Consider the following 15,056-nt stretch of genomic DNA (forward strand, 5'->3'; position numbering starts at 1 on the left):
TGGCTGGTCCAGGCTGGGCGCGAAAGCCGATGCTCCGCCCCCATCGCAAAAGTGTATTCACTACACGTTAAACACTATGGCACAGAAGCCCAAGGCTGCCTACCCGCGCCTCGTGCATGGCGTCCGCCCAATTTTCAGAGCCCCAGCGACTTGATTTTGCGGTGCAAGGCGCTGCGCTCCATGCCGACAAATTCGGCCGTTTTGGAGATATTCCCGCCGAAACGCTCGATCTGCGCCAATAGATATTGCCGCTCGAAGACTTCACGCGCATCGCGCAGCGGCAGACTCATTAGGTGGGCCGAAGCATCGGTGTCACCCACCGTTGGCAGCACCTCGCCGATGTCGGATGGCAGCATGGCGGCGGTGATCACGCCATCATCGGGCTGCTGGTCCTTCATCAGAATCAGCAGGCGCTCGATCGAATTGCGCAATTGCCGCGCATTGCCCGGCCATTCCTGCGCCTGCAATACTGCAATGGCGTCATCGCCCACGCTCAGGCGCTGCAGATTATGCATGCGGCAGACCTGCTCAATGAACACGCTGACCAGCGGCGGCACGTCCTCGCGGCGCTCCTTGAGCGGGGTCAGCGGCAGCGGCACGATGGAGAGGCGATGGAACAGGTCCGAGCGGAACTCGCCGCCCTCGATCTGCGCTGCAACGTTCTGCGAGCTGGACGAAATGATCCGCACGTCGATCGGCACGGCCTGCGTGCCGCCAACGCGATTGAAGCGGTTTTCGACCAGGGTGCGCAACAGCGCAGCCTGGGTCTGGGCCGGCAAAGTGGTCACTTCCGACAGATAGAGCGTGCCGCCATGCGCGCGTTCCAGCGCACCGACTTCTACCTTGAGAATGCCGGTCTTTTCGCGGGCCTCACGGCCAAACAGCACCACGGGCACTTCCTCGGGGGCATAGAGCGACGCATTGATTTCAACGAACGGCGCGTCGGCGCGCGGGCTGCGCTGATGGATGAGGCGGGCAACCAGGCCTTTACCGGCGCCGGATGGGCCCGAGACAAAGATGCGTGAATTGGTCGGCGCCGATTTTTCGATGATGCCGCGCACCTGCTGCAAGGCCGGCGAGGTGCCTACCATGTCGATGCTTTTGCTGGCCGAACGCTCCTTGAGCTCGGCAACCTCATTGCGCAGGCGGGTGGCTTCCATGGCGCGTTGGGTGATGTGGAGCAACCGGTCAATCTTGAACGGCTTTTCGATATAGTCATAAGCGCCGCGCCGAATGGCTGAGACAGCGGTTTCGACATTGCCATGCCCCGAGATCATCACCACCGGCATATCCGGGTGCTGGCCTTGGAAGACATCGAGCAATTGCAGGCCATCGAGCCGCGAACCCTGCATCCAGATATCGAGGAAGACCAGGCTCGGGCGGCGGCGGGCGATTTCATTGAGCCCACTATCGGCATCATGGGCCTGACGGGTTTCGAAACCCTCGTCCTCCAGAATGCCGGCGATCAGGTCGCGGATGTCGTCTTCATCGTCGATAATGAGAATGTCGAGTGCCATTACTTGTGAACCGCCGCTGAAATGAACGGCTCCTCCTGTTGCGAGGGGACGGTTGATGCCGCATCGGCACCGCCCTCCTCGGACGTCTTGATTGGTGATTGCAGGGGCAATGTGAAGGTCACGCAGGCCCCGACCCGGCCAGTCGCATCGGGCTCGGCATCGACCAGTTCTACTATGCCGCCATGTTGTTCGATGATTTTCGCGACGATAGCGAGACCCAGGCCCGTGCCCTTTTCGCGCGTCGTCATATAGGGTTCCAGCAGCCGCTGCCGGTTTTCGCTGGGCCAGCCCTTGCCATTGTCGGACACGTTGATCCTGGCATGGTTGCCTTCCAGCTGTCCCTGCACGGTGATGGTGGGCACCCAGTCGGGTGAAGTACTCACGGATTCAAAGGCTTCTACCGCATTTTTGATTAGGTTAGTCAGGCTTTGCGAAATCAGGCGGCTATCGAACCAGGCATGGATAGGTGTATCCGGCAGCTCGGTATGGATGACCATTTCAGGCAAGCGGACGCTTTCGAGGAACACCGCTTGGCGGATCGTATCAGACAGATCGGCCATTTCCGGCGCGGCTTCCGGCATGCGGGCGAAGGCGGAGAACTCATCGACCATGCGTCCGATATCGCCCACCTGACGCACGATGGTGTTGATGCATTTGTCGAAGACCTCGCGGTCATCCTCGAGCTTGGAGCCGTAGCGGCGGCGCAGGCGCTCTGCCGAGAGCTGGATCGGGGTCAGCGGGTTCTTGATTTCATGGGCGATGCGCCGGGCGACGTCGGCCCAGGCGCTGGTGCGCTGGGCGGATTCCAGATCGGTAATGTCGTCGAAAGTCAGCACATAGCCCTTGGATTCGGCGATCGAGCCCTCACGGGTCAGTTGCACCTGATAGGTCCGCCTATCGGTCTCGTTGCCGAGCTGGATCTGATCGCGCACCTGGCCGCGGCGAGCGGAGCGGGCGCGTTCAAGGATCGGCGCGAGTTGCGGCATGGCCACTTCAATCCGCTCGCCCATCAGGCCGATTTCGTCGCGGCCCAGCATTTCGCAGGCGCGCGCATTGACCAGCGTGACGGCCCCGAAGGGGTCCAGTCCGATGATGCCGGCCGACACGCCTTCCACAACTGCCTCGGTGAACTGGCGGCGTTTTTCGTTCATCTCGCTGGCCGCCACCAGGTCTTCGTGCTGTGATTTTAGCTGCAGCGTCATCTGGTTGAAGCCATTAGACAAATCGCGCAGATCGCCCCTACCCTCCTGCACCGGAACCTGCACATCCAGATCGCCGCGACTGACGCGGCTGGAGGCGATCATGAGGTTTCGGATCGGGTCGACAAAGCGGTTGGCGAGCGCGATGCCGATCCACAGCGCCGCGAGCAACAACACCACGGCCAAGCCGACATACATGATGGTGAAGGTGATCTGGAACACCAGCCGGTTGGACGCATATTGCCGGTATTCGGTGATGTTCTCGTCGGTCAGTCGCATATATTCAAGCACTTCGGCATCGACCGGGCGGGCGACGAACAGGTAGGTGTCGTCATAGCCGCGCAGCTTTACGATCGAACCGACAAGGTTGGTGCTGCCCGGCGCGATTTGGCTCGGCACGCCTTCGACGACCCCCTGGGTAATGCCGTCCGGCAGCTTGGGATAAGCCCCCTGCACATTGATCTGGGCCCGCATCAGTGTATCGCCATCGCCGTGAATGAGCGACGTGAAGGGTAGCGAACGGGTAACCGCAAGCGCGGTTAGGATGCGTTCGAACCGCTCGCGATCTTCCTCGAATGTGCCTCGCGCCTGTTCGAGTTCGGTAGCCACCCAGATAATGTCGTCGCGCAAAACCTGAGCATGTTCAAGCATATAGGAGCGGGCGACAAGGCGCGAGCTTTCCACCATGGCCCTGGTGCGCTCGGAGAACCATTGGTCCAACCCCTGATTGAGCGCGATGGTGGCCACGACGGCAACAATGGCGGCAGGAACGGCCGCGACGATGGCGAACATTGTGACCATGCGGACCTGCATGCTCGAGCCGGGCTGCCGCTGCGAGCGGGCCTGGATGAGCAGCACCGCCTCGGTGACAACCAGGGCGATCATCAGCAAAACCAGAATGCCGGTGACAATCCAGATAACGGTCCAGACAGTGGCTGAAGGCTCAATATTGGTCGCGCCAGACAGGATCAGGAACGAGATCGAGGACATCAGGACGGACGCGAAAACCACCACAAAACCCAGTACCCGCAAAGGCCTATTGGTGTGTGCAGCAAAAAACGGTACGCGGGAGGAATGCGCCGCCTCGCTCCGTGCTGGCGCAGCCTGGTTATCGATGATCGCCGTTTCTGTCATACAATGCCGCTTGGCACTCCATCTCCGCCGCAGGAAGGCAGAGCCTGACCCAATTCACGCGACCCTTCAAGATAATTGTTGCCAAAATGTGACAGTGCGATCATGCGCCGCAATTTTGTCATGCAGGCGAACGGTTTGTGTGAGCAGCCGCGTCAATTGCGGCGGCTATGCTTGACGATCTCGATGCTGTGGGTGCGAATTTTCTTGCGCAGCGTGTTGCGATTGAGGCCGAGCAGATCGGCCGCCTTGATCTGGTTGCCACCGCAAGCATTGAGCGCCATGGCGATCAATGGCGCTTCCACCCGGTCAATCACGCGCTGATAAAGACCCGCTGGCGGCAAATTCGGTTCGTATTCGCGCAACAACTGGCCCACATGGGTTTCCACCGCCATCGACACATCGACCGGACCGGCCATGCCGTTGGTCTGCGGGCGTTCGGCGATATTGAGCTCGTTCTGCACGATCTCGGCCGAGATGCTTTCGTCGGCATAGAGTGCAGACAGGCGCCGGACGAGGTTTTCCAGCTCGCGGACATTGCCTGGCCAGGAATAGTTCTGCATCAGGCGGATCGCTTCCGGGGCGATGGATTTCACCGCCTCGCCTTCGCGCTGGGCGGCGTTGAGGAAGTGAGTGGTCAGATCCCCAATATCGTCGATGCGCTCGCGCAATGGTGGCAGGCGGATCGGCACGACATTGAGACGGTAATAAAGATCCTCGCGAAACAGGCCCTGCCGGATCATCTGGCTGAGATCGCGGTGCGTGGCGGCGACGATGCGGACATTGGTCTTGATCGAGGATCGGCCCCCGACCATGGTATATTCGCCTTCCTGCAGCACGCGCAGCAGGCGGGTCTGGGCATCCATCGGCATGTCGCCGATTTCGTCGAGGAACAGCGTGCCGCCCTCGGCCTGCTCGAAACGGCCGGAGGAGCGGGTATTGGCGCCGGTAAAAGCCCCCTTCTCATGGCCGAACAGTTCGGCTTCGATCAGGTCGCGCGGAATGGCGGCCATGTTGATGGCAACGAACGGCCCGTTGCGGCGTTTGCCGAAATCATGCAGCGCGCGAGCCACCAATTCCTTGCCGGTGCCGCTCTCGCCGGTGATCATCACCGTGAGGTCGGTCTGCATCAGGCGCGCCAGGGCACGATAGATGTCCTGCATGGCGGTCGAGCGGCCGACCAGCGGCATGGTCTCGCCCGGCTCTTCGGCCTTGCGCTCGGCGGTAGTCGGCTTTTTGGCATCGGCCAGGGCGCGCGCCACCACCGAGAGCACTTCGGTGATGTCGAAGGGCTTGGGCAGGTACTCATAGGCGCCCACTTCTGATGCGCGAATGGCCGTCATAAAGGTGTTCTGCGCCGACATCACGATCATCGGCAGATCGGGCCGCAGCTTCTTGATCTTGGGCATGACCTCGAAGGCATTGCCATCGGGCATGGCCACGTCGGTGATCAGGATGTCCCCTTCCCCGCGGCTGACCCAATTCCACATGGTGGAGATATTGCCGGTGGGGCGGACTTCATAACCCGCGCGGGTCAGTGCCTGGTTGAGTACCATGCGGATGGCTGCGTCGTCATCGGCTAGCAGGACAACGTGACTCATTTTGCCGATACCTCTTCGGAAGGCGCGTTGAAGGCCCCACTGGCGACGGGGAGGAGAATGCGGAAGCGGGTGCGACCGGGCCGGCTATCGCAATCGATCACTCCGCCGTGATCGCCTACAATCTTGGCCACCAGAGCCAGGCCGAGGCCCGATCCATTGAGCTTGGTGGTGACGAAAGGATCGAACAGGAAGGGCAGGATATCGGGCGGCACGCCGGGGCCGTTGTCCTCGATGACGATTTCGAGCGGCAGCGAGATGCGCTCGGACACCCCGGTGACGCTGATGCGAATGCCGGGACGGAAGGCCGTGGTGATGCGGATTTCCGGTTTCTGTGTCCGTTCAAGGGCTTCCGAGGCGTTCTTGACCAGGTTGAGGAAGACCTGAATGAGCTGGTCGCGATTGCCGTAGACCGGCGGCAGCGACGGATCATATTCCTCCGAAAAGGCAATGCCGCGGGCGACGCCATTGCGCGCCAGCAGTTTTACCCGGTCGAGAACAACGTGGATGTTGATCGGCTCGCGCTCCATCGGCCGTTCGTCGCCGAACACTTCGACACGGTCGATCAATCCGACAATGCGGTCGGTCTCTTCGCGGATCAGGCGGGCCAGCGGGACCTCGTCGCTCGCCACGCTCTGCTCAAGCAATTGGGCTGCGCCGCGAATGCCCGAGAGCGGGTTCTTGATCTCGTGGGCCAGCATGGAGGCAAGACCGGTGACCGAACGCGCCGCGCCGCGCGACACCATCTGGCGATCGATCTTGTCGGCCATGGTCCGCTCCTGGATCAGGAGAGCCACGCGGCCGTCACTGTCGGAAAGCGGGCTGGCGAACACGTCGGCGATGCGTTCGTCGCCAAAGCGAGACGAGCCCACGCGAACGCGATATTCGGTCATCGGCCCGCGGCGCAGGATGACGGTTTCGACCAGGCTGATAATCGGCGAGCCAAAGGCAATGAGGTCGTCCAGCCGCTGACGCGTCAAAACGCTCAGCGAAGCACCGAAAAAGGCCTCGGCGGCATAATTGACGAAGATGATCTGACGGTTTTCGTCGCAAACGATGATGGGCTGCGGCAGCGCCTGCAAAACCGCTGTCGAGGGTACACTGGCCAACTTGGCCGCTGTAGTAGACGCGCTCATGCCGCCGCCTTCCATTCGCCCGAGAAAATCTCGCCGATCATCTCGAGCACATGAGACGGCGTTTCATTGTTAAGAAAGGCGGTACGGGCCGGCTTGTCGAGCACGATCCCTGCCGCTTCCAGATACCAATCGAGATGCTTGCGCGCGGCGCGCAGACCGATAGCGGTGCCATATTCGACCAGGATGCCCTCGTAATGCTCGGCAACCAGTTCGGTAAGCGCCTCGCCCTGCGGTGCGGGCTGCGCCTCCCGCCCGGCCAGCGCATCACCAATCTGGCCAACGGTCCATGGGCGGCCCTGCGCCCCGCGGCCGAGCATGACCGCGGCAGCGCCAGATTGCTGCAGAGCCTCGCGGGCGCTGGCAAAGTCCACGATGTCGCCATTGACCACCACAGGCACGTCCACGGCCTCGACAACCGCCCGCACCAGTTCCCAGCGGGCATTGCCCTTGTAGAATTGCTGGCGGGTGCGGCCGTGCACAGTGATCATCCGCGCGCCCGCATCAACGGCCCGGCGGGCAATTTCGGGGGCATTGAGGCTCTCATCGTCCCACCCCAGGCGCATCTTGACCGTAACCGGCAGGGGCGTGGCGGAGACCACGGCGTCGATCAGCGTCATAGCGTGATCAGGCACCCGCATCAGAGCCGATCCGGCATAGCCATTGGTGACGCGCTTGGCCGGGCAGCCGAAATTGATGTCGATGATATCGGCGCCCGCATCCTGGGCGATCTTGGCACCACGAGACATCCATTCGGCCTCGCAGCCAGCCAACTGCACCATATGAGGCAGCGTGCCGGGTCGGCCGAGCTTGCGCACCATCTCTTCATTGCCCACGCCAAGCGCATTGCTGGCGATCATCTCGGATACGACCATGCCAGCGCCGAACCGCTCTGCGAGGACACGAAACGGGCGATCGGTGATTCCCGCCATGGGAGCAAGGAAAGCATGACTGCGAACCCGATGGCTCCCAATGCTCAACTCGCAGGCAATTTCAGACAAGGACTGCCCCAGAAATGGTCATTTTTGAAATTCTGCCCGCACAATAATCAAAAGCGCCGCTAGCGCAACACCTTATGTACCGTTGCGAGGTGTGCGGCAGCCCTGCACTTGCCGCATGACACCGGCGCGGCTAGACCAGATTCCTGTGACGGTTTTCCGGGTTGAGTGTCTGTTCCGATATGCGTCAAAAATCCATCGCCGTCATCATTGTCGCCGCAGGCCAGGGTGAGCGCGCGAGCGCCGGTGGAGCGCCGGATCCCAAGCAATACCGCAATGTCGCAGGCATTCCGGTGCTGCAGCGGACCATCCGGGCATTTCTCGACCATCCTTCCATCGGTCAGGTTCTCCCCGTTATCCACGCTAGCCATAACGAGCGCTATGCCGCTCTTGGTCTGGACGACAACCGTCTATTAGGGCCGGTGATTGGCGGCAGCACGCGGCAGGCCTCGGTGCTGGAAGGCCTCAAGGCCCTGGCGCCATTGCGGCCTGATCTGGTGCTGATTCAGGATGCAGCGCGCCCCTTTGCCACGCTTGACCTGATTGGCGACGTCATCGCCGTGCTAGACCTCTATGATGGCGCCCTGCCCGCCTTGGGCGTCACCGACACCATAAAGCGCTCGCTGGATGGTCGATTGGTGGTCGCCACCGAGGATCGCAACCAGCTCCATGCCGCACAGACGCCGCAGGGCTTCCGCTTCGGGCAGATTTTCTCGGCACATATGCGCGCCTCCACCATCCGCCGCCAATTCACCGACGATGCAGAAATCGCCGAATGGGCGGGCCTCAAGGTCGCCATGGTGATGGGCGACCCCGACAACATCAAGATTACGCATCCCCAGGATTTCGAGCGGGCCGAGCGGATCGTTTCAGGAGATTTCGCTATGGAAACCCGCGTCGGCACCGGCTTTGACGTCCATCCATTTGAGCCCGGTGACGCTGTCTGGCTCGGCGGGGTGCGCATTCCCTACAAGGCCAAGCTCAAAGGTCATTCCGACGCCGACGTGGCGCTGCATGCGCTGACCGACGCCATTCTGGGCGCCATCGGCGAAGGCGATATCGGCGTGCACTTCCCGCCGGCCGACATGCAGTGGAAAGGGGCGGCCTCCACCATCTTTCTCAAGCATGCTGGCGATCTCGTGACAGGCGCGGGCGGGCGCATCGTCAATCTTGACGTGACAATTGTTTGCGAAGGACCCAGGATCGCGCAACATGTGCCGGCAATGCAGGCGGTAATTGCCGAAGCACTGGGAATTGCGACCAACAGGATCGCGATCAAAGCGACAACGAGTGAAAAGCTCGGCTTTACCGGGCGGGAGGAAGGTATCGTGGCCATGGCGAGTGCGAGTGTAGAAGTGCCGAGGGGGGATTGATGGCAGCCAAGGAAGCGCGCGATCCCGGCAAGGAAGTCATCGATTTCCTCACCCAGGCCGGCAAGACCATCGTTACCGCAGAAAGTTGCACAGGCGGCATGATCGCCGCCGCGCTGACCGACATTCCCGGCTCATCCGCCGCCTTTTATGGCGGCTACATCACCTACGCCAATTCGGCCAAGTCGCGCATGATCCAGGTCCCGGCCCGGCTCATCCATGATTACGGCGCAGTGTCCAACCAGGTGGCCCGGGCCATGGCGGACGGGGCCCGCAATACGGCGCGGGTCGATTTCGCGGTAGCGGTAACCGGCATCGCCGGCCCCGACGGTGGCACCGACAAAAAGCCGGTGGGGCTGGTTTACGTCGCGGTGTCGTCGGAATTGGCCACCGTGGTGATCGAACACCGCTTCGGCGATATCGGCCGCGATGCGGTGCGCCGGGCAACCGTCGAAGCGGCGTTCGAGCTGATCTTGCAGGTACTCAACAGCGACGACGACTAGGCGCCGTACCGGCTATCCGCCTCATCTGCGAAGGCCCGCATGATTTCGTCCTGCTTGGCGGCGAAAGCCGGCTCGGCCACGGCTGCGATCAGCGGGTTGGAAATCTTGAAGTCGATTTCAAAGCGCACGCGCGTGCCCATGCCCTCCTGCTCGAAGCTCCATACACTATCGAGATAGGCAAAGGGGCCATCCACCGCCTTGGCGCGGATCGTGAGCGCTTCGGGATCGACAGTTACCCGGCTGGTATAGGCCTGGGTGATGGGGCCGAAGAACAGCGTCATCTTGGCCAGCCTTATATCGGCCGCGCCGGCAGCGGGGTCCTTGCGGACTTCCATCGCCTTGCAATTGGGGATGAAGCGCGGATAGTCCGACAGGTCGGCGACGATGTCGAACATGCGCTTGGGCAGATGCGGCACATGCCGTTCGAAAAAGCGTTTCATCAGTGGCCGAGCTTTGCCATCCGGGCTGCCTTGAGCTTGGCGAAATCTTCGCCAGCGTGGTGGGACGAGCGGGTCAAGGGGCTGGACGACACCAGGGAGAAGCCCTTGGCGGTCGCGACGGTGGCGTAGGACTTGAATTCGTCGGGCGTCACGAACCGCTGCAGTGGATAATGCTTCTTGGTCGGCTGCAGATACTGCCCGATGGTCAGGAAATCCACATCGGCGGAACGCAGGTCATCCATCAACTGGAGCACTTCGTTCCGCTCCTCACCCAGGCCGACCATGATGCCGGACTTGGTGAACATGGTTGGGTCGAGTTCCTTGACCTTTTGCAGCAGGCGGATCGAGTGGAAATACCGCGCGCCGGGGCGGACCTTGAGATATTTCGACGGCACGGTTTCAAGGTTATGGTTGAACACATCCGGCTTGGCGGCCACGACGATTTCGAGGGCCCCTTCCTTGCGCAGGAAATCAGGCGTCAGGATTTCGATCGTGGTGCGCGGATTGTGGGCGCGGATGGCCAGGATCACGTCGGCGAAATGCTGCGCGCCGCCATCGGCCAGGTCGTCGCGGTCCACCGAGGTGATAACGACATGCTCGAGGCCGAGCTTCTGCACCGCCAGGGCGACCTTTTCCGGTTCACTGGCATCAAGCGGGCCGGGCATGCCGGTGCGCACATTGCAGAACGCGCAGGCGCGGGTGCAGATCTCGCCCATGATCATCATGGTCGCGTGTTTCTTGGACCAGCACTCCCCGATATTGGGGCAGCCGGCTTCTTCGCATACGGTCACCAGCCCATGCTCGCGCACGATCTGCTGGGTTTCCTTGTAGACCGGGGACCCCGGCGCTTTCACACGGATCCAGTCCGGCTTGCGCAGCACGATGCTGTCGGGCCGGTTGGCCTTTTCCGGGTGGCGCGGTTTGAGCGCCGAATTATCAATGAGCGTAACCAATTTTGGTCCTGACTGGGCAGAGCGTGCCCGTTATATCGCTCCCAAAGGCTGCCGGTTCAACCCGGTCTTTATGATGGGCCACCCATGAGCAGCCCGATGATGATTGCCGCGACGCCGCCGCATAGCGCCGCCACCACGATCGTGGTCCCTGGGCTCCGGCCAATTTTCGTGACACTAACCAGAACGCCTAGAAGCACTCCGACAATCACGATGACCACATAGAGCGCCATCGCGCCTAGTTCGCCACAACCCGCGCTACAATGATGACGACGATGGCGCCAATCGTTGCAGTAATGATCTGGCTCACCAGCACATTGCCGATGGGCAGTGAAATATTGGCCACCGACAGCAGCCAGCCCCCGACAAAGGCGCCGATGACACCCACGATCAGGTTGCGCAACAGCCCGCCGCCGCCGAGCAGCAGCCCGGCGAGCCAGCCGGCGACCAGTCCGATGGCCAGAAAGATCAGAAGTTCCTGCATTCCGACGCTCATTGCATGATCTCCGCTATTTCGACCCACTCGCCGCCGCGGGCGGCTGATGTGATTGTGGCTTGCACCAAGGCAAGCGAATGCAGATTGTCCTCGCCCGAACTGAACCGGGCGGGAACGGCGCCGGACTCGATCACCTTGGCAATGGCCGCCAGGGTGCCGGTACGGTCGGTGAATTCCACCGGCGCCAGCGAGACGGGAACGGCTTCCTTGTCGCGTTCGCGCAGGCTCAGCCGGTCGGGGCCAGCCTTGCCCATGAAATGATCGCGCGAACTCCAGATGATCTCGCCTTCCGAGCAATCCATGGTCCATTCGCCCGCCCACGGTGTCACTGGGCCGCTGCTCATCCAGCTGCCGCGATAGGAGACGATGGTGCCCTTCTCGAATTCCAGCGTCGCCACCCCGATCGGGTGGTGACCGAAGGGGCTCGCCGCCGGGTTCCAGGTGCGGCACGAGACCCGCTTGGGTTCGTCGCTCAGCACCATGCGCATCAGGTCGAAATGGTGGATCGACATGTCCGCCAGCAACGGATCGGGCATGTCCCAATAGCGGTAGCCCTGGCTGGGCGCATGGCGACGGAAATCAATGGAAACAAGGTTCACCGGCCCGAACTTTTGCGCGCCGATCAACTCGGCAGCCGCAATGGGCGCCGGCTGGAAGCGGTAATTCTGGCTGACCATCAGCACCCGGCCGTTGGCCTTGGCGAGGTCCACCAGTTCCTTGGCCTGGGCAATGGTAGAGGCAAACGGCTTTTCGACCAGGACATTGAAGCCCAGCTCCAGGCACCGTTTGACCACCGGATAATGCGCTTCGGTGCGCAGCGTGCAGATGGCGAGATCAGCCTCGACGCCCTTGGCCGCATCGTCCAGGCTCAGGAAACAGCGCTTCTCATCAATGCCGAGTTCGGTCTGTACGCGCTTGACCGCGTCCGGGTTGGAATCGACGTAGCCCACCATGTGAATGCTGGGAACTTTGGGGATAACTTCCTTGGTCCAGCTAAATCCCCAGTGTCCGAGGCCGACTTGGATGGCTTTGACCATGTGGATAACTCCTTCGATTCCGTTGCTGTTGAACCCCACCCTGCACGCGTAGCAGGGCGAGGTCGTGGCAACGGCGTAAGCGGTGGCGCGCTAAATATTCAGCGCGCGGCCATAGGCATCCAGAACGCTCTCCTTCATCGTCTCGCTCAGCGTCGGGTGGGGGAAGATAGTGTGGATCAGCTCTTCCTCGGTCGTCTCCAGGTTCATCGCAATGACGAAGCCCTGGATCAACTCGGTAACTTCGGCACCGATCATATGAGCGCCCAGCAACTCCCCGGTCTTGGCGTCAAAAATGGTTTTGACCAGCCCATCGGGCTCGCCCAAGGCAATCGCCTTGCCATTGCCGACAAACGGGAAACGCCCAACCTTGATCTCGCGGCCCAGTTCCTTCGCCTTGGCCTCGGTCAGCCCAACACTTGCCACCTGCGGTTCGCAATAGGTGCAGCCCGGCACTTTGAGCTTGTCGAGGCCATGCACCTTGAGCCCCGCGATTTTCTCGACCGTGATAACAGCCTCGTGCTCGGCCTTATGCGCCAGCATCGGCGGACCGGCGACGTCACCAATGGCCCAGATGCCATCCACATTAGTCTTGCCATAGCCATCGATGACGATGGCGCCGCGCTCGGTCTTGACCCCAACGGTCTCAAGCCCCAGCCCTTCGATATTGCACTGCACGCCAACGGCCGAGATTAGCTTGTCGCCGGCGATCTGCTGCTTTTCGCCGGACTTGAGTTCGACATGGGCGACCACGCCGTCCCTTGTCTTTTCCACCTTGGCGACCTTGGCATCGGTCAGGATCTTGATGCCGCGCTTTTCCAGCCGCTTGCGGGCGAGGCCGGAAATCTCGGCATCTTCCACCGGCATGATCTGCGGCAGCAGCTCGATAATGGTCACTTCCGCGCCCATGGAGCGATAGAAGGAGGCAAATTCCACGCCGATCGCGCCCGACCCCATCACCACCAGCGATTTGGGCATGGCGGCCGGCTTCATTGCCTCGAAATAGGTCCAGATCTTGTCGCCATCGGGCTCAATGCCGGGCAGCACGCGTGGGCGCGCGCCGGTAGCAATGATGATGTTCTTGGCCTTGTAGGTGCCCTCGCCAAGCGCGTTCTTGGGCACGGGACCCTGCGGTTGCACGATAGACTTCTTGGTCGGGGCGACCTTGACTTCACCTGGCTTGGTAATGATGGCTTCGCCCCAGATGATGTCGACCTTGTTCTTCTTCATGAGGAACTGGACGCCATTATTCATCTGCGCGGCGATCGCGCGCGAACGCTTCACCACGCCATCAATGTCGACGCCGAATTTCTCCACCGTCAGGCCGTAGTCCTTGGCGTGGCTCATATGGCCGTAGATTTCGGCAGAGCGCAGCAGCGCCTTGGTGGGGATGCAACCCCAATTCGAGCAGATGCCAGCCATATGCTCGCGCTCGATAATGCCCACCTTCATGCCGAGCTGCGCACCGCGAATGGCGGCAACATAGCCGCCCGGACCGGCGCCGATGACGAGAAGATCGTATTGGTCAGCCATTTTGGCCTCCAGAGTTTGGCCTAGAGGCCGAGCATGGATTTGACGACGGGCACGAGCCCGACGCCGATGGCGCGGGTATTGGCCGCATCGAGATGAACGCCGTCAGCCGGGTCGGCCTTGGCCACCGTGGACGCGTCGAAGAAACCGGTATTCCACTCCTGCGCACGGCGCGCATAGTGCGCGGCAAACTGGCTCGATTGTTCGAGCCCATGTTGCAACCCGCCGAAATGGCCGAGCATGTCGGCATTGTCGCTGTCGCAGATCACCGGCGGCGCAACGAGGATGATCTGCGGCACAGTTTCGCCCTTGCCGGCCGCCTGCCCCCGAATGATCTGCACCAGCCGGCGCAGGCCAAACGAGGCCTCGAGCGCCGAACCGCACACGGCGGGCTTGAGATCATTGGTGCCCAGCATGATGATGACCAGATCGAGCGGCGAATGGCTGTCGAGCAGCGTCGGCAGGATGCGAGCCCCATTGCGATCGGCCGCAGCATACCAATCATCCGATGCCGTAGTACGGCCGCCCAAACCTTCTGCAATGACCCGGGCCTTGCCGCCCAGGCCTTGTTCGAGCACGCTCGGCCAGCGGTCTTCATAGGCGTGGCGAGGGCCGCCAGCCTGGGGATTGGCGCCGTAGGTCAGGCTATCGCCATAGGCGAGGATGGTTTTCATTGTCCAATGGCCGCCTGGATCTTAGCAATACGCTCAGCGAACGGCAGAGGACCTGGAACCACGCCGCCTGCCCGTAAGGAGAAAACATTGCCGCGTGCAGAATCCACGAAGGCACCAATTGCGCCAGGGATTGACATGCAACCGCCTGGGCTACCCTCAAACTGCAAGCAGAGCAAAGAAACACCGTCAACGTACCATCGCCCCGCTAGCACTTCAGCCTCACGTGGCCGCCACGCCAAAACCTGGCCGTTCTCAGAAAAATAGGCAACGAACCAAGTCATCGGTATGACCTTTCTGCCGAAACCGTAGTTGTCAGGCGGGCGTTTCATCACCAGCGTTTGGCCGGCAAAAGCAGCCCTTACTTCCTCGGGAGTTGCCTCCAGTACCGACGTTGGGCGCGCACCAACTATTTCCAAAGCAATTGTTGAAACGGTTGGTAGGCAAAAGCTGAACAAGACAACAGCCAACTTAATCAAACGCATC

14 protein-coding genes are annotated in these 15,056 nt (G+C 61.5%); 2 read left to right on the forward strand and 12 right to left on the reverse strand.

Going from position 1 to position 15,056, the window contains the following annotated elements:
• Nucleotides 1–134: 134 nt before the first annotated feature.
• The 5 genes from FF80_RS00755 to dusB all read right to left on the reverse strand — a co-directional run bounded on the left by FF80_RS00755 (nt 135) and on the right by dusB (nt 7,579).
• Nucleotides 135–1,517 (reverse strand): sigma-54 dependent transcriptional regulator, encoded by a 1,383-nt coding sequence (locus FF80_RS00755; protein ID WP_035096787.1) that lies wholly within the window; start codon nt 1,515–1,517, stop codon nt 135–137.
• Nucleotides 1,517–3,850: a HAMP domain-containing histidine kinase gene (locus FF80_RS00760; RefSeq protein WP_052153021.1), complete on the reverse strand. Its 2,334-nt coding sequence runs from the start codon at nt 3,848–3,850 to the stop codon at nt 1,517–1,519. The genes FF80_RS00755 and FF80_RS00760 overlap by 1 nt, the downstream gene beginning before the upstream one ends.
• 152 nt (nt 3,851–4,002) lie before the next feature.
• Nucleotides 4,003–5,448, reverse strand: coding sequence for a nitrogen regulation protein NR(I) (gene ntrC, locus FF80_RS00765; RefSeq protein WP_035096789.1), 1,446 nt, complete (start codon nt 5,446–5,448; stop codon nt 4,003–4,005).
• The gene (locus tag FF80_RS00770) at nt 5,445–6,581 is read right to left on the reverse strand and encodes an ATP-binding protein (RefSeq protein WP_052153051.1); all 1,137 of its coding nucleotides are present in this window, start codon (nt 6,579–6,581) and stop codon (nt 5,445–5,447) included. Before FF80_RS00770 ends, ntrC begins: the two co-directional genes overlap by 4 nt.
• The gene (dusB, locus tag FF80_RS00775; RefSeq protein ID WP_081917122.1) at nt 6,578–7,579 is read right to left on the reverse strand and encodes a tRNA dihydrouridine synthase DusB; all 1,002 of its coding nucleotides are present in this window, start codon (nt 7,577–7,579) and stop codon (nt 6,578–6,580) included. The genes FF80_RS00770 and dusB overlap by 4 nt, the downstream gene beginning before the upstream one ends.
• Before the next feature lie 179 nt (nt 7,580–7,758).
• Here dusB and FF80_RS00780 point away from each other — a divergent pair, with 179 nt between their 5' ends.
• Both FF80_RS00780 and FF80_RS00785 read left to right on the forward strand, forming a co-directional pair.
• Nucleotides 7,759–8,949, forward strand: coding sequence for a bifunctional 2-C-methyl-D-erythritol 4-phosphate cytidylyltransferase/2-C-methyl-D-erythritol 2,4-cyclodiphosphate synthase (locus FF80_RS00780; protein ID WP_035096791.1), 1,191 nt, complete (start codon nt 7,759–7,761; stop codon nt 8,947–8,949).
• Nucleotides 8,949–9,449, forward strand: coding sequence for a CinA family protein (locus FF80_RS00785; RefSeq protein WP_052153022.1), 501 nt, complete (start codon nt 8,949–8,951; stop codon nt 9,447–9,449). The genes FF80_RS00780 and FF80_RS00785 overlap by 1 nt, the downstream gene beginning before the upstream one ends.
• Here the strand turns inward: FF80_RS00785 and FF80_RS00790 are convergent.
• The 7 genes from FF80_RS00790 to FF80_RS21535 form a co-directional block, all read right to left on the reverse strand.
• Nucleotides 9,446–9,889, reverse strand: a complete 444-nt coding sequence (locus FF80_RS00790; protein ID WP_052153023.1) for a type II toxin-antitoxin system RatA family toxin — start codon at nt 9,887–9,889, stop codon at nt 9,446–9,448. The two genes, FF80_RS00785 and FF80_RS00790, sit on opposite strands and share 4 nt — an antisense overlap.
• On the reverse strand, nt 9,889–10,842 hold the full coding sequence (lipA, locus tag FF80_RS00795) for a lipoyl synthase (protein ID WP_035096793.1): 954 nt from the start codon (nt 10,840–10,842) through the stop codon (nt 9,889–9,891). Before lipA ends, FF80_RS00790 begins: the two co-directional genes overlap by 1 nt.
• A gap of 235 nt (nt 10,843–11,077) precedes the next feature.
• Complete coding sequence (locus FF80_RS00800; protein WP_035096794.1) at nt 11,078–11,335, reverse strand: GlsB/YeaQ/YmgE family stress response membrane protein; 258 nt, start codon at nt 11,333–11,335, stop codon at nt 11,078–11,080.
• Nucleotides 11,332–12,372, reverse strand: coding sequence for a Gfo/Idh/MocA family oxidoreductase (locus FF80_RS00805; protein WP_035096795.1), 1,041 nt, complete (start codon nt 12,370–12,372; stop codon nt 11,332–11,334). Before FF80_RS00805 ends, FF80_RS00800 begins: the two co-directional genes overlap by 4 nt.
• Nucleotides 12,373–12,462: 90 nt before the next feature.
• Nucleotides 12,463–13,902, reverse strand: a complete 1,440-nt coding sequence (lpdA, locus tag FF80_RS00810; protein WP_035096796.1) for a dihydrolipoyl dehydrogenase — start codon at nt 13,900–13,902, stop codon at nt 12,463–12,465.
• A gap of 20 nt (nt 13,903–13,922) precedes the next feature.
• Nucleotides 13,923–14,573, reverse strand: a complete 651-nt coding sequence (locus FF80_RS00815; protein WP_035096797.1) for an SGNH/GDSL hydrolase family protein — start codon at nt 14,571–14,573, stop codon at nt 13,923–13,925.
• Nucleotides 14,570–15,055, reverse strand: coding sequence for a hypothetical protein (locus tag FF80_RS21535; protein WP_152558215.1), 486 nt, complete (start codon nt 15,053–15,055; stop codon nt 14,570–14,572). Before FF80_RS21535 ends, FF80_RS00815 begins: the two co-directional genes overlap by 4 nt.
• Nucleotide 15,056: the final 1 nt, after the last annotated feature.

Origin of the sequence: Devosia sp. LC5 (assembly GCF_000735585.1) — a bacterium.
Classification (GTDB): Bacteria; Pseudomonadota; Alphaproteobacteria; order Rhizobiales; family Devosiaceae; genus Devosia.